We start from the raw sequence: 17,215 nt of genomic DNA on the forward strand, positions 1-17,215 counted from the left end.
AGTCTGTTCTGAGGCATTCTTCTGTGATGTTAGAAGCCCACACTATAATCGCTTCGATTTAGTGTGGGTAGTTCACAGTAATTCTCCTGTTTCTTGCAGTGAGTGCAGACGCCGATAAATCCCCTTGCGGCGCAAGAGTTCAGTATGGTTACCAACTTCGACGATCTGTCCGCGATCGAGAACTACGATTTTGTCTGCTTCGCGAACGGTACTGAGTCGGTGGGCGATCACGATCGCAGTACGAGTGCCTAATATACTACGCATGGCCAACTGGATCGATCGCTCTGATTCGTAGTCTAGGCTGGATGTCGCTTCATCGAAAATCAGAACATCTGGCTCAACTAAAAGCGCCCTAGCAATTCCCAAACGCTGTCGCTGTCCGCCAGATAAGCGGACTCCCCGCTCCCCAACGATCGTATAGTAACCTTGGGGCATCTGCTGGATAACTTCGTCTACTCTGGCAATGCGGCAAGCTTCCTGCACCTGCTCGAAAGTGGCATTAGAATTGCCGTATCTCAAGTTATCCAGTAATGTGCCGTTGAAAATATCTACCTCTTGGTGGACAATGGCTAATCTGCGTCGATATCCTGTGACATTCAGAGTGCGAATGTCTTCTCCATCGATTAAAATTCGCCCTTGGTTTGGTTCAAAATACCTAAACAGCAGCTTCACTAAAGTAGATTTACCAGAGCCCGATCGGCCCACGAGCGCGACAGTTTGACAAGGCTCGATCAACAAGTTGATGTTTTCCAACACTTGACGGTTAGAGTCGTACCCAAAACTCACCTGGCAAAATTCTACTTTACCAGTGAATTTATACGCTGTGGTATTGGGAGACGAGCTAAATCCAGATGGGAAAATCTCAACTGCATCTTGTCCTGATGGCTGCTGTATAAACTCGTGAAAACTGAGCATGGAAGCATATCGACGCGCAAAAAATTCTGCCAATTGGCTGAGCGGTTCCAACTCGGAGTATGCCATGCTCGATACAGTTAAAGTGGTGACAAAATGTCCCAGTGAAATCTTACCTCCAACTGTGGCTGCTAGAGTCAAACCCAGTACCATAAATACACAAAACTGAACTACTGTTCTTTGCCAAGTGTTTAGCTTGACGTAATCTTTGTGTATGCGGTAGTCAATCACTGTGAATTCCCGATCGAAGCGCGATCGTTGTCGTTTCAGTTCTTGGGTTTCGGTAGCAAATGCTTTAACTGTTTTGATGTTTGTGATGATTTCTGAGGTTCTACTTTCGGTGTCTTCAGCGTATTTGTCCAGGTTTTCTTCTATTTTTATTATCCTCTTTAAATCTTTGATACTGAAGCCGATAATCAATACAAAGGAAATCAGGAAGAAGATGGCAATTCGCCACTCGATCAACCAAATCATTACAAATATTCCCAATACTCGGAATAGTTTTGGAATCATTTGTCCTGCGATTTCGGGGTAAATCCAGGTGTGGTTGGCAATGCCTCTCGCTACTTTTCCGGCAATGCGTCCGGGGTTGTTTTCGTCGTAGAATTCTAGGGGCAGGGTGAGGATTTTTTCCAGGGCTTTTTGAGAATTATCTCGACGGGAACGCAGGGCTATATCCCAATGAAACCAGGCGGTTAGCCAAGGTTGAATTGGCGCTCTCACCACGGTTACTAAAAAGATTAAGCTTAATAGCACAGCCAGGGATAAAAACTGGTTTGCAGGCATCCCGGTGAGTGTAGATGCTGCTGCGATCGCTTTTTGTAATGGCCGATCCACGGGTTGTCCAGACAGGACGTTTAAAATCTGCCCAAGCTGGTAAGGAACCACGAGGTCAAGGATTTCAAAGGCGCTGGCTGCGGCAATACTAAAAAGCGCGATCGCCCTATATGGCTGATAATATCTGACAATATCTCGAAAATTTGCCATGAAGCGGGTTTGAAACAACGACCAATCCCAGATCTTATAGTTAAGTCTTGCTGGGCTTTCTGTATTATATATGTAGTATTAGTCTGTTTGTCTGCCAAAGGGTGTATATTCTCAACCCGATGAGAGACGATATATCTTACACATAGAAGTTTTCACCTAAATTGACGTTCATGGCAGACCCAACTCCAAATAATCGCACCCAAAACCCTAAAAGCGCCAAAACTGTGAGTCCCGAACAATACGATCGACTCAAAGCAGAGATTGCTGCGCCTTACCGAGGTCTAAGACAATTTATATACTTCGCTTGCGGCGCTTCCGGTTTTATCGGTGCGATCGTCTTCTTGGCTCAGTTAGCGGCTGGTCGGGAGGTTGGCTCCGCTGTGCCGAATTTAGCTCTCCAAGTGGGTGTAGTGGCTCTGATGATTTGGCTATTTCGCTGGGAACAACGAGCGGCGCGAAGGTCAAAGACAAAAAAAAGCTAGTTTAGTTTCTGAGTAACTATACTTATTCCCCATCGGGCCGCCGCTAACTCATAGCGCGATCGCTGTCGAAGCAGATAGCGCAATATAACTTTACTATTTGTAACATTGGGAGACATACCGCAAAGAATATAAAGAAAATATTAGGAAATTTATGTTTTCCAGATATAGGTGTGAATATATAAATTGTTGAAACGGGGTCAGCCAATTTATAGACCCTGAAAATAAAAGCACCAAACGTTCAAATGGGGTCAGCTAGCCTAAAGACCCTAAGAATAACAAAACATTGACAATTGTTTAAAGTCATGCTATAAGCGTCAGACCTCAACATACTGAGATCTGGCGCTTTATATTTTTAAGATTGGAGCGATCGAGCAACGCGGCAAAACTCTATGGCATCGTGCCTTCTCCTGTACCCCCGATTATGTAAGGCGAAGGAATAGCTTCAGCGCGTCCGGCATTGACGAGTGCCTGGTAGACAAAAGCCGCAACGTCTGCGCGAGTCGCCACTTGGTTAGGATTCAAAAAATTCTGCTGTGGATAGTTAACCACCAACTTCTGCTGAGTTGCCGCCGCAACTGCTGGGGCTGCATAGTTAGGAATTTGAGCTGCATCTTTGAAAAAGGAAAGCACGTTTGTATTTCCTGGGGGCAACTTTAAACCACTGGCAAGAGAAACGAGGGCTTGAACTCTAGTGATTTCCTGTAGCGGCCTAAAAACGCGACCCTCATAGCCAGAAAGAAAACCACCCTGGTAAGCCCCTTGAATAGCTTGATTAGCCCAGAAATTCCTAGCGACATCAGTAAAGTTTATGGCGGGGCGAGTCGGCGTGGGAGAAAAAGCTTTGTTGATGATGACGGCGAACTGGGCGCGGTTAACTGGTTCGCGGGGGCGAAAGGTGCCATCGGAAAATCCGGCAATTATACCTTTGGCAGCGAGGGCTTCGATATAAGGTTTAGCCCAGTGACCTTCAATATCTGCAAAAGTGGAAGTGCCACCTCCAGCTGGCGGTTTTACTTCCGCCGCCACGAAATCGACTCGACCAGAAATGCGGCTGCGATTGATGTCGTTGCCGACAGCAACTATCGTGTTGCTGGTAGTTGCATTGTGGAGGTCGAATTTACCGTTGTTACGGATAATGTTGTTGCCAGGGTTGCTTGCCGTGCCGAGATCGGGTTCAGCGTTAATTGTGACCACGACCCCATCCCGTGTGTTGTTTTGAATTAGGTTGTTACGCAGCACGGGGCGAGCGGAATCGTTGATATAAATACCGTCGGTGTTTTGGATAATGCGGTTTTCTGCAATTAAAGGAGATGAGGTACCGCCGATCGCAATCCCAAAGCCAGTACTCTGAAATAAGTTGCCGCGAATTTCGCCACCGGCAGAGCGAGCAATCGAGATCCCGTTGCCATCGTTGCGAGTAAACAGGTTATTTTGAATCTTGGGTGTACCGTTACCAGTGACAAAAACGCCTTCTCTCTTACTATCGCTGAAGGTGTTGTTGCCGATCGTGGGATTAGTCGATTCTACCCACACACCAGTACCCCGTTTATTTGGATTGGTAATAGTCAAACCTGTTATCTGGCTTTCTGTCTCGGCAAGTATGGTAACGTCTTGACGGGAAAATGTGGGACTGATGTACTGACCCCCACCAATAATAACGATGCCCTGACCCTTGGTGGATTCGTCACCGCGTAGAGTGATACCGCGTTTGATTATCAGCGGGAAAACTTCGCCGGTTTCTGCTGTGTAGGAACCCGGCGCTAGTTGAATAGTAGTGCCCGGTTGCGCTTGTCCAAGGGCGAAAGTAATCGTGCGGTATGGCGTAGCTTGGCTGTTGCTAGCACCAGCACTGTCGTTGCCGGTTTGCGGATTGATGTAAAGAATGTTTGCACTAGCTGGGGTTTGAGCTATTTGCAAAGGTGCCGATTTGGTATTACCCCAAGCCGGTTGAGATATTGGGCCACTGGCAGCAGAAAGCAAGTAAAGTGCTGCTAGTCCAATGGGTATAACAAATGCAATGGGTTTGGCTGAAACGACGCGATCGATATCATAAGAGAAATGTTTATTCATCTGAATGCTTATGCTATGCTCAATTCTTGTGCTTTAGGGATATGGAATCATCCGTTAGCCAACATAAACCTAACATTATATCATGAATGGTGTAATTTACGCAAGGGATAGCACCTAAAATTTAGCTGCCTTGACGTAAAATTTGACGCTTCCTTGTCCAGCTATGCGCTGCGATCGCCCACACCAGTCCCGTACTAACGTGAGTTCGATGGAGTCCGATCGCTTCATTGATGGGTTCTCGCTCGGTAGGCGATCGCTTCATTGATGGGTTCTCGCTCGGTGGGCGATCGCGAAAGTTGTGCTAGCATCAAATCTCAAATTATGATTTAATCAGTTTCAGCAAGAATAGAAATTTAATCCCAAAGATATTAGAGATATAGGTGGGCTTTTATGGAATACAAATCCTCGCACTTAGACAAAAGGCGAAAAATTTTTGGAGACAAAGGATATATTTCATAAAAACTCTTTCTTGCATTGCATAAAAAAGGCTTACAACTCATAACAAGACTTAAGAAAAACATGAAAGAAGAATCACTTTACTATTTTCAATAAAGTAGACTTTCTTCAATAAATATTAAATTTTAAAAGCTGATTCCCTCTTGTTAAGGGACTGATACCTTGTGGTGTTTTTCTGTGAATTGTGACCACCCCATACGCTTAAATTTCCCATCGAACTCACGTTGATTTAGGATAGAAAACATCCCGCTACAGTCTGAATAATATATCTATTTTAATTTTGAGGATTTTGGTTTTTCACATATTCCATAAATACAGGCTGGAGTGTGAACAGTGTTTTCTCGCCTTCTTTGACTTTTTCAATTAATAAACGCCGTCCTAAAGATTGCACAGCTTTCAATAATTCTGATGGTGATAATTCCAGATTAGTTGGAAATTTTGATATTTCCACTGGTTCGGCTTGACTAGCTAACCAAAACATCACTTGTTTTTCTGATTCAGATAAGCGATCAAAATGCTGCTGTAATAGGGATTCTAAATCCCCTAAAAATAGTGTATTGTAAGATAATAATTCGGAAACGTTGCCGTTAAATAACTCTTGAATCATCGCAGCAACTATATTTAACCAAGAAGGATTACCTTGGTAAAGGTTAATCAATTCTGGCCATTTTTCCGGTTCTGCTAAACCTTTTTCTCTAAGAATTTCCTCGGCAGCTGTTGCTAAACCATTGAGTTTTAATGTCCTACAGGCTGGGTTTTGGCTTTCTAAGGCGGCAATTTCTCTGGGTTTTTCCCAACTGAGAAGAATTAAGCAACTGTTGTGGGATGATTCGGCTATTTTTTTGAAGAATGCACCGTAATTTTGATATCCGGGTTGATAGTTACCTGCGAGTTGTCCGCTGCTGAATATCATTTGTACGTCATCAAGAATGATGAGACAACGGGATAAACGTAAGTATTCTAGTAGGGGCAATCCCCCTGCGATCGCTCTTTCCTCTGGGGCGGGCACGCCGTTGAGAAATTGAATTAGGTTTGTTTGGAGTATTTGAAGTGTTGGGGTGTTGTGGAGGCTGCGGTAAATAATATAATCAAATTCGTTTTGGATCTGTTCTATTAGTTGGACTGTGAGGGCGGTTTTGCCAATTCCCGTTAATCCTAATAGGGTGATGAGACGGGTACGATTTTCTAATATCCACTGTTTGAGAGTGGTGAGTTCGGATGTGCGGTTATAGAATAGGTTGGGTTCTGGTGCGTCGGATAGGTCTAAATGTATTTTAGGCTTAGTTTGGTTATAAATGGGCTGATTAGGTTTTTCTGTATTTGGAATTTCTGAGGGATGCGAATTGTTTTCACAAACACTGAAATTATCAATTTGTGCATAATAGTTTCCAAAGTTTGATTCAACTATGGATAATTGCAATCTTTCCACTGTGTATCTAAAGTTTGATTGATTAATGTCTTCGCCTAATGTTTCTGATAAAAGCTTCCATAATTTTGATGCTACTTTTTTGACATGAGCTTCGCTACGGTAGCAAGTTTTGGCAATTTCTGGGTATTTCTGACGTTGCCAAGTGCCACGCAATATACCTTCTTGTAGATTATCGAGGTGTTTTCCTGTTTTGGCGAATACGATATCATCAGCCAATTTTAAGACTTCTTGAACGTCCATAGGTAGAGCAGGAGGTTAGTTTTGTCTATTTTATCCTACTGTTTGATACTTTGGCTACTAAATCCTACTTTATCCTACTGACTAAAATCAGGAAAGATTAAAAAATGCCTACCAAACCCTATCTTTTACGATTGGCAAAAGATAAATTAGTTGATATCTTAGAGTTGCAAGCGAGCGGAGCTAGTTAACTACGTTACAAGTAGCAATTAGATTATCTATGAAAAAAAATTTGATCGCAAATAATATATGTCATTATTAACCCGTTTTGGTGCGCTTGCGGCTGCCGCATCTTTTCTATCAATATTTGCTGGAACAGCCAGTTCACAACCATCACCCCAGAGCGAGAATTGGAATCTAGCGGGAACCTGGAAATTGAGCGTTGGCTACTTTAATCTTGAATCAAATGGAAATTGTACTGTCAAAATACCTACGGGTGGTTCTGGATCTCTGATTGAAGCACCTAAGCTAGTCACCAAGACGGGTTCGGGGTATAGCGTTAGTGTAAATGTGCCAGCAGAAATTCAAGTGTCTGGTAATAGAGCTATTTTTACCGAGCGAGTGCAGAATGGTTCGTTGAAGTGGGAGGGCACACTGAGCAGAAAGGTTGATTTGGATAGAGGACTCATAGTTACTGAGTTCAGTGGTAAAGAAACCTGTAACGGTCAGGCAACTCTACCATTCACATTCAAAAAAGAAAGTAAACCTGTTTATAACTATATCTACATCAACGGCATCAACACGCCTAGAGGCAACAGTAATGATTTTCGGGGTAGTTGTCTTTCAGAGCGTCGAATGGTTCAAGAGGTTCTAATTGATAGAACTCGTATATGGGATGAAACGAATAAATTTGTAGACACTGACTGCAACTTGTCTGGCTTCGATAATCCAAACGCTCTTAGACCTGCTCTCAATGGTGTTGCTCTATCAGTTGGTGATCTTTGGCAATCACTTCTACAGACTCAAGGTTCGCAAAACCCAAGAGTAGAATCAGATCGTCTATCTGGGAAGATTGTTTCACAGATGAGGGACATTATGAAACAAGAGAAAAACTCGCAAAGCAACGATCAAAATTACTTCATTATTGTTGCTCATTCACAAGGTAACTTCTTTGCAGAAAAAATTGGTGGTGAAATTGCATCATCTAATAGTGAAATCGATCAGAAGCTTGTAAAGCGTCTCCGTATTATTGCAATTGCTTCACCAACGGATTATACTTACTCCCTAAATACAAACCGTGCGGGTACAAGGGTCAGAGTACAAAATTTTACACGCTGCGATGATCTCATCCTATCGCTGCCAGGGGTTAAATTGCCATTTTTACAGTCGGCCCGTCCTTTTCCCGGAAACTTACAACCTCCTCTAAGGCGAGATGGTAGATGTTTTGTTCCAAGTCTCCTATCTAAAGACCCTCTGCTAGGTGATAATGTCAGGGCACACTTTATTGATGAATATTTCAATTCACTTCCTATAGTCGGAAGAATAACGGATAGCTTAGTGGCTATCAAGAAGAATCTGCTGTATGAAGAGTGATACTGACTCTTGCTCCTAGCAGTAGTTGTAGAGAGAGCTTAATTGAATATTTTTGGGAAAGATGGTAAGTGAATAAAAGAGCGATCGCGCCTCTTCTCCTAATTTCTGAAAAAGTGCGATCGCAAGTCAATAAGTGTGATAAAATTCTCATAATTAGGATAAGCATAAATGTCAACCATTATTAATGTCGCAAGAACTAGAAATAGACATCCGTAAATTTGTAGAATACTCCATGAACCCCAACCATCCTGATAACCAGGGCAAGTGGATGGCATTCGCAACATTAGGATATGATGTACAAAGTGTTCAAGGTCGTAACACTGCCGCACAAGACGTAATTGCCCAGTTGCGTCAAGGTTTTGCCACCGCACCTTCTACTCCTGGTAAAACAACTACCTGGGGTGCTAGGTTTGAAGTACGAATCAGAATTAAGGGACTAAACGCTAAGGAAGGAACTCTCGTCACAAACTGGCAAATTGATCGGGGAAGTAATATACCAAAGCTAATCACAAACTGGCTAGAAGTAGACCAATAACAGGAAAAAAACAATGAAAGCAAAACTCTACGATAAAATTCAAATATTAACGGATATCCCCGGAGATTTTTCCGATCGCATCATTCTCAAAGATACAGTAGGAACAGTAGTAGAATGCTATGAAAATCCAGAAGGTTACGCCGTCGATCTCGCCATTCCTAACTCCCGCCTAGTGGGAGGCTTTGAATACGAAAATGTTGTCCTAACTCCTCAGCAATTCATTGTAGTAAGTCGTGAACGGGAAACTGTTAAAGTTAGCACTCAGTAAGCTATATAAAATCAATGTGAAAAAGCGCGTAGGCGTAGCCAGCCGAAGGCATCGCCCTTTCAACATAAACTATTCAAACTAACTCCGATACTCTCAGCCGCCCTTCTATGGGTTCATACTCATCCTCTAAAAGCCAATACTGTGCCTCATCATAACTCTGACTAGAAAACACAACTTTATAACCCTCAGCCGGATCGTAGATTCGACAATTCCCCTCAGCATCACTTAGTAACAAAAGCAGATAAGGCGGCGAAAGATTTGGATCGATCCATACCTCTGTAAACTCCCAGTTATTCTTCACTGGATCTGCTTCGAGGTGTAACGTGGTATCGGTTTTCAGCATCAACTTTTATCTCTCCATAATAAAGTAAAAGACGGCTACCATCCGGGTCAACTCTATAACCAATTGATTCAATAAAAAACATACCATAGCGATCGTAGCCCCGAATTGTACCCGTAAATTCTCCATCTTCTATTATGGCTTGAGCTACTTGATTCATAGTAGCCTCATTGTTAAAAACATGAGCAGCACGTCCTTTATTAAGCAGTCTTCTCATCTGTGGTGTGTCTGGCAAGTGTTTAGCAATGTGCCTGCTGTCAAGGGTGATTTGGCGATTAATTCCACTCATCAATTAATTGAATCGGATACAAGTATAGCAACCGCCAAGGCGGTTAAGCCATAAATCTGGGGTTGGGGCGAAGCATTCGGGTAGTAAATCTTCGGTTTTAACCAATAAATTATATGCCCGAATGCTAATGCCTCCGGCACGCTACGCGAACGCTCCTACTGCCCTAATCGCCTTGGCGGTTGCTATATCATTAAATCACGCGATCGCGCCTCTTTTTCTACTTTCTGCAAAAGCGCGTAGGCGTAGCCAGCCGCAGGCATCGCGCCTCACTTCTATTATTTAGAGAATGAGTTACTGATAAAGATTATGATTAGGATCTAACCAAACAATATAAAATACGTCTTCAACGTGAGTTCGATGGAGTCCGATCGCTTCATTGACGGGCTCTCGCTCGGTGAGCGATCGCTTCATTTGTGCTAGCATCAAATCTCAAATTATGATTTAATCAGTTTCAGCAAGAATAGAAATTTAATCCCAAAGATATTAGAGATATAGGTGGGCTTTTATGGAATACAAATCCTCGCACTTAGACAAAAGGCGAAATTTTTTGTGATGTCGATGATTTTTGTCAATTGTTTGAGCCACTATTAGTACAAATGGGCCTGGCAGTTTTACGTTTAATTATGCCCACCTACTTAACAAATATTTGCAATTAAATAAAACTTGACAGAGACTTTAAATTATGGTTATCGAGCTATAAAGACTTTTGAAAATACAACGAGTTTGGTTGCTTCCTAATGTGAGCGATCGCATTGTTTCGATCGGCAGCAGAGTTTGTTCGCATTTCCAAAAGTCTTTACAATTATCCTAAATTAAGAATTGAATCGCAGGTCAGCCTACGATCGCTCAAATAAACATACTGTCCACTCCGCTAGCTGAGTGACCGTATGGAATACTTAGGAGAGCATTAAAGATAAAACTCAGATGCTCAGTAAGCTAAAGTTTCTAGAGTTTCGCGCAAATAGCGCTGCACTCGGTAATCGAGGCTGGTATCTAAGTATCGCTCGTCAATTGGCTGATGTTCCATTTGCCAGCTTTGAAATCCAGAACTGGAAGCGATCGCCATTTTGAGGCTGTCCCAGATTTGGCTATCTTCAAAAACTTGGCTAGGCGATGAAGCAGAATAAGTTGGCATAGACACCCCAAAAGTATCTAAATTTTATTTGAGGAATTAGAAGCTGTATCTTCTATTATGGGCTCTGAAGCAGGAGATGACTGTTTGGGCTGAACAGAAATCAGCGGTAAAATTTGATTTACTTGCCAACCGGGAGTTGTAAAATCCCGATCGATTTTTTCTAAAGGATAGGGTTCTGTGGCAGCAAATGCCGATTCGCTGGTTATCAACACTCTCAAAACGCTAACGGGCACCTGCAAAAACAAATTGCTAAACAGAAATCCTACTGCGGCTAGTAGCACCCCAGCTAATCGCCATTCTGGTGGAAAGGGGGCCACAGGCGCGGCAATTGAAGCCCCAAGATAGATTTGCCTGAGAATGGCAACCAAAAAAAACGGTGCCAGCACTGCCAGCAGTTGCTCTAGGGGAGTTTTAAACAAACTGAGGATCTTTCGTTGCTCGGTAGTCAGCTGCTCTGGTTTGATAGCGACTATTAGAATGCTGAAGATGTTAAATGGGCGAAAGAACTGCATCCACAGAACAGGAGCAATGCCAACCACGGCAATCAACAATAGCTCTTGCCACACTGGCTCTCTAGGCTCTCCCACAGCCAATCCCAGCAAGCAAAGCCCTAGCAAAATGGGAACAGCTGCCAACCCAGCAAAGTGAATCCACAAAAAAGGTTCTGACCAAAAGGAGCGCATAGGAATTTTAGAGTTTCGATTTTCGATTTTAGATTGCAAATTGAATTTTCAATCTGCAATCTGAAATCTAAAAATGCCTAATTGGGTGTGAGTGTACGTCGCTTGGTGACCATCTTGAAAGCTTCAATCCTGTCGCCAACAGACCAGTCATTGAATTTGTCGATGCCGATACCGCATTCAAACCCGGCGTTAACTTCCTTGACATCCTCTTTCATCCGTTTGACGGAATCCAGAGTGCCTTCGTAGATCACCTGACTGCCTCGGCGCACTCGCGCTTTGCAGTTGCGGATTACTTTGCCAGATAGGATGTAGCTACCGGCAATAGACCCTCGACCGACTGGGAAGACGGCACGGACTTCGACTTCACCCAGAGCTTCTTCAACCAGTTCTGGTTCTAACAAGCCTTCCATCGCTCCTTGAATGTCTTCTAGGAGTTTGTAGATGATGTTGTATTCCCGCACATCTACACCAGCTTGGTCGGCTGCTTGACGGGCTCCGCTGGCCAGGGTGGTGTTAAACCCAACAATGACGGCGTTGCTGGCTGCTGCCAAGTCTACGTCTGTTTCGGTAACTTCACCGGGGGCAGATAGGAGCATACGGATTTGCACCTGATTCTGAGGCAGTTGTTGGAGGGCTCCCACAATTGCTTCTATAGAACCTTGGACATCTCCTTTCAAGATCAAGTTGAGTTCTTTGAGTTCTCCTTCTTGCGCTTGAGCAGAAAGTGTGGTAAGGGTGACTCTACCACGCATGAGGCGAGATTGCCGTTGCTGTTCCGATCGGCTTTGCGCGATCGCCCGTGCTTTCTTTTCATCTTGGAAGACATCAAACTCATCCCCAGCGGCGGGTACTTCGTTTAGACCCAACACTTCCACCGCAAAAGATGGAGTGGCTGCTTCCACACGGCTGCCGCGATCGTCGATCATCGCCCGCACCTTACCGAAAGCCGAGCCTGCTACCAGGATATCGCCCACTCGGAGGGTGCCATTTTGTACTAGCAGCGTAGCAACTGGGCCTCTCGACTTATCGAGATTGGCCTCAATAACCGTTCCTTTAGCGGCGCGATTTGGGTTAGCGGACAGATTTTCGTCAACCTCAGCCACCAGGAGGATCATTTCCAGCAGCGTATCCAGGTTTTCTTTCTGGATAGCGCTTACGGGAACCATGATCGTATCGCCGCCCCATTCTTCAGCCACCAGACCGTACTCTGTCAATTCTTGCTTGACGCGATCGGGCTGTGCTTCCGGTTTGTCGATTTTGTTAATTGCGACAATGATCGGCACTTCTGCTGCTTTCGCGTGGCTGATAGCTTCCACAGTCTGAGGTTGGACGCCATCGTCAGCCGCCACCACCAAAATGGCGATGTCTGTGACTCTAGCTCCACGCGCCCGCATAGCCGTAAAGGCTTGGTGACCCGGTGTGTCTAGGAATACAACCTGCTGAGTTGCGCCATTGTGTTCCACGTCCACATGGTATGCACCGATGTGCTGGGTAATACCACCAGCTTCGCCTTGAGCCACTTTGGTTTGCCGGATCGAATCTAGGAGGGTGGTTTTGCCGTGGTCTACGTGACCCATAATTGTGACGACAGGCGGACGACGCTGGAGATGTTCCAGGTCTTCCGCATCGATCATTTCACTGCCTTTGCTGGCTTCCGCTTCCTTCTGAGCCGTTTCCACTTCTACGCCCAGATCGGTTGCCAGCATAGTAATTGTCGGCACATCAAGGCTTTGAGTAATATTGACGGCCATGCCTTTAAAGAACAGGCGTTTGACGATATCGGTATCCGGTACTCCCAAGCTTTCTGCTAACTCTTGAACGGTCATGCTGCCGGTTAAAATCAGCTTCATGGGACGTTCGGCTACAGCTTCTTCTCGGTTTCGGCGAGTAGTTTTAGCGCTGTTGCGATCGCGGGAAATAGCATTCTTTTTACCCCTTGAAGCCAGTGTTGCGGCTGCTGTGGTTATTGGCTGTGACGAACGGGATGCCTTTGGCTTTGGCGGACGAGCTATTGAAAGGCTGACCTGAACCGTCGGTGGCAGAATCTCTAGTTCGCTTTCATCAAGATCTACTTCGTCTTCATCGAAAATAGCTTGCTTGGTGCGCTTGCCACTTCCTTTAACCTTGGCTTTCTGCGGCTGCTCTTCCTCTTCTGATTCTTCCCAGTTTTTCGCTTTTTTGGGTGGACGCGGGGGTTGAGGCCGTTTCAGGTCTTGATCTGCCAAAGTTGGCGACTCTACTGCGCCTTCAGATTCGCCCTCTTCCCTTTGATCTTGATCTTCGATCGCGGGCCTGGAGGGGCGAGGAGTACGACTAGGCGCACTCGGCTTAAGGGGTTTAGGCCGCTGTAATTCTGGTACGGGCAGGGTTAGTGCAGGCGACGCTGAAGGCCGACTAGGCTTGTTACCTAGAACAGCTTCGTTTTTCTCCTCCCTTCGCTGGGCTTTTTTCTCCCCAGGCGGCTGAGGAGTCGCCACCGTTTTGGGTTTTTTCTTAACTGGTTGCTCAATCTGAGCTGATGAGGTCTGAGTTTGGCTAGGCTGAGTTTCGTTCGTCTGACGATTGGTCGTTGTGGTGACTGGACGAGAAGGAGGTTCAGTAAGTTTCGGCTGTTCTGGCGCAGGGCGAGAAAGGGGAACTTCCTGCAACTTCTCATCTTTGGGAGAAGTATCTTTATCGATATCGATATCGATCGATACTGGTTCCTGATTTTGGTTCTGGCGTACTGGTCGTTGGGGCGTAGTCGGCTTCATAAGTGCAGACGTCGGCTGACTTACTGGCGGTTGGGGGGGGATAGCAACGTTAGCTCCCGATTGTTTCGGTGAGTTAACAGCGGGACGCTCCTGATTTTGGCGAATTCCCAAAATTTGTTGTTTTTTTGGTGCAACGGGTTTAGGAGCCGTTGCTGGTGATTGGGAGCTAGGCTTATGGCTAACGGTCGCTGACTTACTAGGAGAAGAATGCGTCCCTACATATTTCTCTGCGACTGTGCGAATGCGTTCAGCCGACTCGTCTGTAATAGTGCTGCTGTGGCTTTTTACCGGAATCCGCAGCCGATCGCAAATTGCAAGAATATCCTTATTGTCCAAATTTAGTTCCCGTGATAAATCGTAAATTCTGACTTTGTTCATCCACGCTTTCCCCTTGAATCCTACCAGCGGTCTCTAATGACCTACTGTTCTTAAAGATATCTACATCATTGGAATGCTGCCTGCTACATAAAACTGACACAAAGCGGAACATCTTAGAAGCCATGAGCATACGCGAGAGTGAAACTTTACTGGGCGTGAGCCCAAATTTATTCTCGCGTATGCAGATCGGTTTGAAAGAGCCGGACTGGAGCCCAAATCGCCACTACTGTTCTAATCTTGCACAAAGTTTTAAGCAAGTGTGGGCAGTTGTGTTTACAGCTTTGTCCATGAGTACAATAACCAAGCACCTACTACTATTTTGGCACTCACTTGCTTATTCGGGGGTTTGTTGCCATCTTCGATACTGGCATCGGCCAAATGCCACCAGATAATTACCGCCTCAATGAGATTCCAAATCCGATCTGATTTGATTGTGAGGGGTTGTATTAGCTGCCACCTGTGGGCTTTCTAAGCGTTTCCACAAGGTTTGGTATATTTCTGGAGACACGGCTGTTTTGAGCGCGTGTCCCAAGCGATTTTTTTTCTGAGCTGCTTGCAGGCAAATCTCAGTTGGACAAAGATAGGCCGATCGCCCTTCGCCCCGATCTAATTGTACCTGCCTGGATGGATAGACTCGGACAACACGCCACAAAGCTTGTTTGGGTGCTACCTGGCGGCAACTAATACAACGCCGGTAATTGGGTTCCACGCTTAATCTTCCCCATCAAACTCACTTTGTTCATCCGACTGGGCGTATAAATCAACTTCATCCACATTGTATTTGTCTATTGTTTCCTCTTCTTCATACTCGTCTTGCGCTTGCTTGGTTGCCACTGCTTGAGCTATTTTGCTGTCTTCGGCAGCGGCGTCGTACTTCGCTACATCTTTGATGTCAATTTTCCACCCAGTCAGGCGGGCAGCCAGACGAACGTTCTGTCCTTCTTTGCCTATAGCTAAACTCAGTTGATCCTCGCCCACCAAAACGTGGGCTTGCCGTCCTTCTGGGTTCACCAGGCGTACTTCATCTACTCTGGCTGGACTGAGGGCGTTGGCAATGTATGTGGCAGGATCGGGAGACCACCGGATTACGTCGATTTTTTCGCCGCGTAATTCGTTTACGACTACTTGAATGCGCGATCCTCTGGCTCCAATACAAGCACCTACGGGGTCTACATCTCGTTCTAGGGTATCGACGGCGATCTTGGTACGGGGGCCAAGAGAACGAGAGGGTGGATTGGCTTCCCGCGCCACAGCGACAATCCGAACGACTTCATCTTCAATTTCCGGCACTTCGGTGCTAAACAGCTCGACCACCAAACCGGCAGCTGCCCTGGAAACCAGCAGTTGTGGCCCCCGTTGCGGGCCTTCGCGCACTTTTTTGAGATAAACCTTAAATGTGGCATTGGCGCGATAGTTGTCGTTGGGCAGCTGTTCTCGTTTGGGTAATTCTGCCTCTACTTCTGGTTGATTAAAGCCGCTGTTAACGGCCAGGATGACGGATTGGCGCTCAAACCGCAGCACCCGCGCTTGCATGACGGTGCCTTCTAAATCTTGGAATTCCTCCTGAATCATCTTGCGCTGCTGGTCTCGCAATTTTTGAGCCAGCACTTGCTTGGTTTGAATTGCGGCCATGCGACCGAATTCGCCCTGATCTGGCGTTACGTCTAAAACTACGGTGTCTCCCAGCTGGGCTTCTTCGACGACTTCCTGAACTTCACTGAGGGCAATTTCGCGATCGCTGCTGCTGACTTGTTCGACGATGCTTTTGGTCGCTAGAACGCGAAACCCTTCCTCTTCTACATTCAGCTCGACTTCTAAGTTGTCAAAGTAGTCGTCATCGAAATGCTTATTGATGCTCTGGGTGCGCCGATAGCGCTCGTAGCCTTTCAATAAAGCTTCCCTAAGTGCTGCCTGGACAGCGTGCCGGGGTAAATTGCGATCGCGGCTGATATTCTCGATCAGCTCTTTAAGTCCAGGTAAACTAACCATTGTCACTATGCCAAACCTCCAGTGATTAAAAATTAAAAATTAAAAATTAAAAATGCCAAAACTATTTCAGTTTCGATCTTTAATTTTTAACTTTTCGTTCGTCTAGTTGTACCCGCTCAATTAAGGAGCGGGGAATAGCTAGAGCCCGCCCTTTTTGGTTTAGGTAAACCGCTGTATCATCCCGGTTAATCAGTTGCCCCCGCCATTCTTTCTTGCCCTCGTAAGGCTCGGATGTGCTAATTAGCACCGTAAATCCTTTAAAGGAGATGAACTCTCTATCGGTAGTGAGGTGCCGTGAAATTCCGGGGCTGGAAATCTCCAAGATATAAGCATCGAGGATAATATCTGAGGCATCCAAGGTTGCTTCTATTGCCCGACTCATGCGTTCGCAATCGCCTAAGCTGGTATCTTGTTGCGGGTTGCGGATGTCCACACGCAGAATGGGTGGGCTTTGGTTGGTTTGAAATACTGCCCCGACAACCTCTAAGCCGATTGCTTGGGCCACTGGTACAGCTAAGTCAATAATTTGTGGGATTAAGGGATGAGTCATCTGACAACTCCAATAAAAAAAGTGGGGCCAATACCCACTTCCCATCAAAGGATATGAGCTACTCCGATCTCACAGGTTAGGACAGAGTTTCCGTCGTAACAGGAGATTAGAGTCCGTTCGATTTTTGCTAACATTCATTAACAAAAACTTCCTGTTTCATCTGGGACTGTCGGCAGCACCCCATCCACA

17 protein-coding genes and 1 pseudogene are annotated in these 17,215 nt (G+C 45.5%); 5 read left to right on the plus strand and 13 right to left on the minus strand.

Going from position 1 to position 17,215, the window contains the following annotated elements; translation table 11 throughout:
* Positions 1 to 72 precede the first annotated feature (72 nt).
* Positions 73 to 1,899: an ABC transporter ATP-binding protein gene (locus tag LAY57_RS31840; RefSeq protein WP_249071200.1), complete on the minus strand. Its 1,827-nt coding sequence runs from the start codon at positions 1,897 to 1,899 to the stop codon at positions 73 to 75.
* 170 nt (positions 1,900 to 2,069) lie between these two features.
* On the opposite strand from LAY57_RS31840, the gene LAY57_RS31845 reads away from it, so the two are divergent.
* Positions 2,070 to 2,381 carry a DUF3493 domain-containing protein gene (locus LAY57_RS31845; RefSeq protein ID WP_249071201.1) on the plus strand — a complete coding sequence of 104 codons (312 nt, stop codon included), beginning with the start codon at positions 2,070 to 2,072 and terminating at the stop codon, positions 2,379 to 2,381.
* A gap of 387 nt (positions 2,382 to 2,768) precedes the next feature.
* Here LAY57_RS31845 and LAY57_RS31850 read toward each other — a convergent pair whose 3' ends face one another.
* A complete protein-coding gene (locus LAY57_RS31850; protein WP_249071202.1) occupies positions 2,769 to 4,451 on the minus strand; it encodes a DUF1565 domain-containing protein in 1,683 nt (560 codons plus the stop codon).
* Positions 4,452 to 4,572: 121 nt separating this feature from the next.
* Positions 4,573 to 4,713, minus strand: coding sequence for a hypothetical protein (locus tag LAY57_RS31855; protein ID WP_249071203.1), 141 nt, complete (start codon positions 4,711 to 4,713; stop codon positions 4,573 to 4,575).
* A 164-nt stretch (positions 4,714 to 4,877) separates the two neighbouring features.
* Here LAY57_RS31855 and LAY57_RS36725 point away from each other — a divergent pair.
* Positions 4,878 to 4,994 (plus strand): annotated as a pseudogene (locus tag LAY57_RS36725) (transposase); the annotation flags it as partial.
* A 187-nt stretch (positions 4,995 to 5,181) separates the two neighbouring features.
* Here the strand turns inward: LAY57_RS36725 and LAY57_RS31860 are convergent.
* The gene (locus tag LAY57_RS31860; protein ID WP_249071204.1) at positions 5,182 to 6,576 is read right to left on the minus strand and encodes a helix-turn-helix domain-containing protein; all 1,395 of its coding nucleotides are present in this window, start codon (positions 6,574 to 6,576) and stop codon (positions 5,182 to 5,184) included.
* Positions 6,577 to 6,822: 246 nt separating this feature from the next.
* On the opposite strand from LAY57_RS31860, the gene LAY57_RS31865 reads away from it, so the two are divergent.
* The 3 genes from LAY57_RS31865 to LAY57_RS31875 all read left to right on the plus strand — a co-directional run bounded on the left by LAY57_RS31865 (position 6,823) and on the right by LAY57_RS31875 (position 8,909).
* Entirely contained in the window at positions 6,823 to 8,106 is a 1,284-nt protein-coding gene (locus LAY57_RS31865; protein WP_249071205.1) for a hypothetical protein, read from the plus strand.
* 184 nt (positions 8,107 to 8,290) lie between these two features.
* On the plus strand, positions 8,291 to 8,641 hold the full coding sequence (locus LAY57_RS31870; protein WP_249071206.1) for a DUF6883 domain-containing protein: 351 nt from the start codon (positions 8,291 to 8,293) through the stop codon (positions 8,639 to 8,641).
* Positions 8,642 to 8,654: 13 nt separating this feature from the next.
* A complete protein-coding gene (locus LAY57_RS31875) occupies positions 8,655 to 8,909 on the plus strand; it encodes a DUF4926 domain-containing protein (RefSeq protein WP_249071207.1) in 255 nt (84 codons plus the stop codon).
* A 73-nt stretch (positions 8,910 to 8,982) separates the two neighbouring features.
* Here the strand turns inward: LAY57_RS31875 and LAY57_RS31880 are convergent, their stop codons facing one another.
* The 9 genes from LAY57_RS31880 to rimP form a co-directional block, all read right to left on the minus strand.
* Positions 8,983 to 9,210 carry a hypothetical protein gene (locus tag LAY57_RS31880; protein ID WP_019487902.1) on the minus strand — a complete coding sequence of 76 codons (228 nt, stop codon included), beginning with the start codon at positions 9,208 to 9,210 and terminating at the stop codon, positions 8,983 to 8,985.
* Positions 9,200 to 9,538, minus strand: coding sequence for a DUF6972 family protein (locus tag LAY57_RS31885; protein ID WP_249071209.1), 339 nt, complete (start codon positions 9,536 to 9,538; stop codon positions 9,200 to 9,202). The genes LAY57_RS31880 and LAY57_RS31885 overlap by 11 nt, the downstream gene beginning before the upstream one ends.
* A gap of 291 nt (positions 9,539 to 9,829) precedes the next feature.
* Complete coding sequence (locus LAY57_RS36030; protein WP_275994429.1) at positions 9,830 to 9,961, minus strand: hypothetical protein; 132 nt, start codon at positions 9,959 to 9,961, stop codon at positions 9,830 to 9,832.
* Positions 9,962 to 10,466: 505 nt separating this feature from the next.
* On the minus strand, positions 10,467 to 10,673 hold the full coding sequence (locus LAY57_RS31890) for a hypothetical protein (protein ID WP_249071210.1): 207 nt from the start codon (positions 10,671 to 10,673) through the stop codon (positions 10,467 to 10,469).
* Between the two features lie 17 nt (positions 10,674 to 10,690).
* On the minus strand, positions 10,691 to 11,395 hold the full coding sequence (locus tag LAY57_RS31895) for a low-complexity tail membrane protein (protein ID WP_249071211.1): 705 nt from the start codon (positions 11,393 to 11,395) through the stop codon (positions 10,691 to 10,693).
* Between the two features lie 38 nt (positions 11,396 to 11,433).
* Positions 11,434 to 14,487, minus strand: coding sequence for a translation initiation factor IF-2 (infB, locus tag LAY57_RS31900; protein ID WP_249071212.1), 3,054 nt, complete (start codon positions 14,485 to 14,487; stop codon positions 11,434 to 11,436).
* Positions 14,488 to 14,887: 400 nt separating this feature from the next.
* A complete protein-coding gene (locus tag LAY57_RS31905) occupies positions 14,888 to 15,196 on the minus strand; it encodes a YlxR family protein (protein ID WP_249071213.1) in 309 nt (102 codons plus the stop codon).
* A 2-nt stretch (positions 15,197 to 15,198) separates the two neighbouring features.
* Positions 15,199 to 16,482: a transcription termination factor NusA gene (nusA, locus tag LAY57_RS31910; RefSeq protein WP_249071214.1), complete on the minus strand. Its 1,284-nt coding sequence runs from the start codon at positions 16,480 to 16,482 to the stop codon at positions 15,199 to 15,201.
* 73 nt (positions 16,483 to 16,555) lie between these two features.
* The gene (gene rimP / locus LAY57_RS31915; RefSeq protein ID WP_249071215.1) at positions 16,556 to 17,026 is read right to left on the minus strand and encodes a ribosome maturation factor RimP; all 471 of its coding nucleotides are present in this window, start codon (positions 17,024 to 17,026) and stop codon (positions 16,556 to 16,558) included.
* Between the last annotated feature and the right edge of the window lie 189 nt (positions 17,027 to 17,215).

Source organism: Argonema antarcticum A004/B2, assembly GCF_023333585.1.
GTDB classification, from domain to species: Bacteria; Cyanobacteriota; Cyanobacteriia; order Cyanobacteriales; family Aerosakkonemataceae; genus Argonema; species Argonema antarcticum.

What these genes read in the sequence shown, in the direction of transcription:
- LAY57_RS31845 (WP_249071201.1), top strand. Translation starts at nt 2,070, where the DNA reads ATGGCAGACCCAACTCCAAATAATCGCACCCAAAACCCTAAAAGCGCC.
- LAY57_RS31865 (WP_249071205.1), top strand. Translation starts at nt 6,823, where the DNA reads ATGTCATTATTAACCCGTTTTGGTGCGCTTGCGGCTGCCGCATCTTTT.
- LAY57_RS36030 (WP_275994429.1), bottom strand. Translation starts at nt 9,961, where the DNA reads ATGCTAGCACAAATGAAGCGATCGCTCACCGAGCGAGAGCCCGTCAAT.
- LAY57_RS31875 (WP_249071207.1), top strand. Translation starts at nt 8,655, where the DNA reads ATGAAAGCAAAACTCTACGATAAAATTCAAATATTAACGGATATCCCC.
- LAY57_RS31840 (WP_249071200.1), bottom strand. Translation starts at nt 1,899, where the DNA reads ATGGCAAATTTTCGAGATATTGTCAGATATTATCAGCCATATAGGGCG.
- rimP (WP_249071215.1), bottom strand. Translation starts at nt 17,026, where the DNA reads ATGACTCATCCCTTAATCCCACAAATTATTGACTTAGCTGTACCAGTG.
- LAY57_RS31885 (WP_249071209.1), bottom strand. Translation starts at nt 9,538, where the DNA reads ATGAGTGGAATTAATCGCCAAATCACCCTTGACAGCAGGCACATTGCT.
- LAY57_RS31850 (WP_249071202.1), bottom strand. Translation starts at nt 4,451, where the DNA reads ATGAATAAACATTTCTCTTATGATATCGATCGCGTCGTTTCAGCCAAA.
- LAY57_RS31860 (WP_249071204.1), bottom strand. Translation starts at nt 6,576, where the DNA reads ATGGACGTTCAAGAAGTCTTAAAATTGGCTGATGATATCGTATTCGCC.
- infB (WP_249071212.1), bottom strand. Translation starts at nt 14,487, where the DNA reads ATGAACAAAGTCAGAATTTACGATTTATCACGGGAACTAAATTTGGAC.
- LAY57_RS31855 (WP_249071203.1), bottom strand. Translation starts at nt 4,713, where the DNA reads ATGAAGCGATCGCCTACCGAGCGAGAACCCATCAATGAAGCGATCGGA.
- LAY57_RS31870 (WP_249071206.1), top strand. Translation starts at nt 8,291, where the DNA reads ATGTCGCAAGAACTAGAAATAGACATCCGTAAATTTGTAGAATACTCC.
- LAY57_RS31890 (WP_249071210.1), bottom strand. Translation starts at nt 10,673, where the DNA reads ATGCCAACTTATTCTGCTTCATCGCCTAGCCAAGTTTTTGAAGATAGC.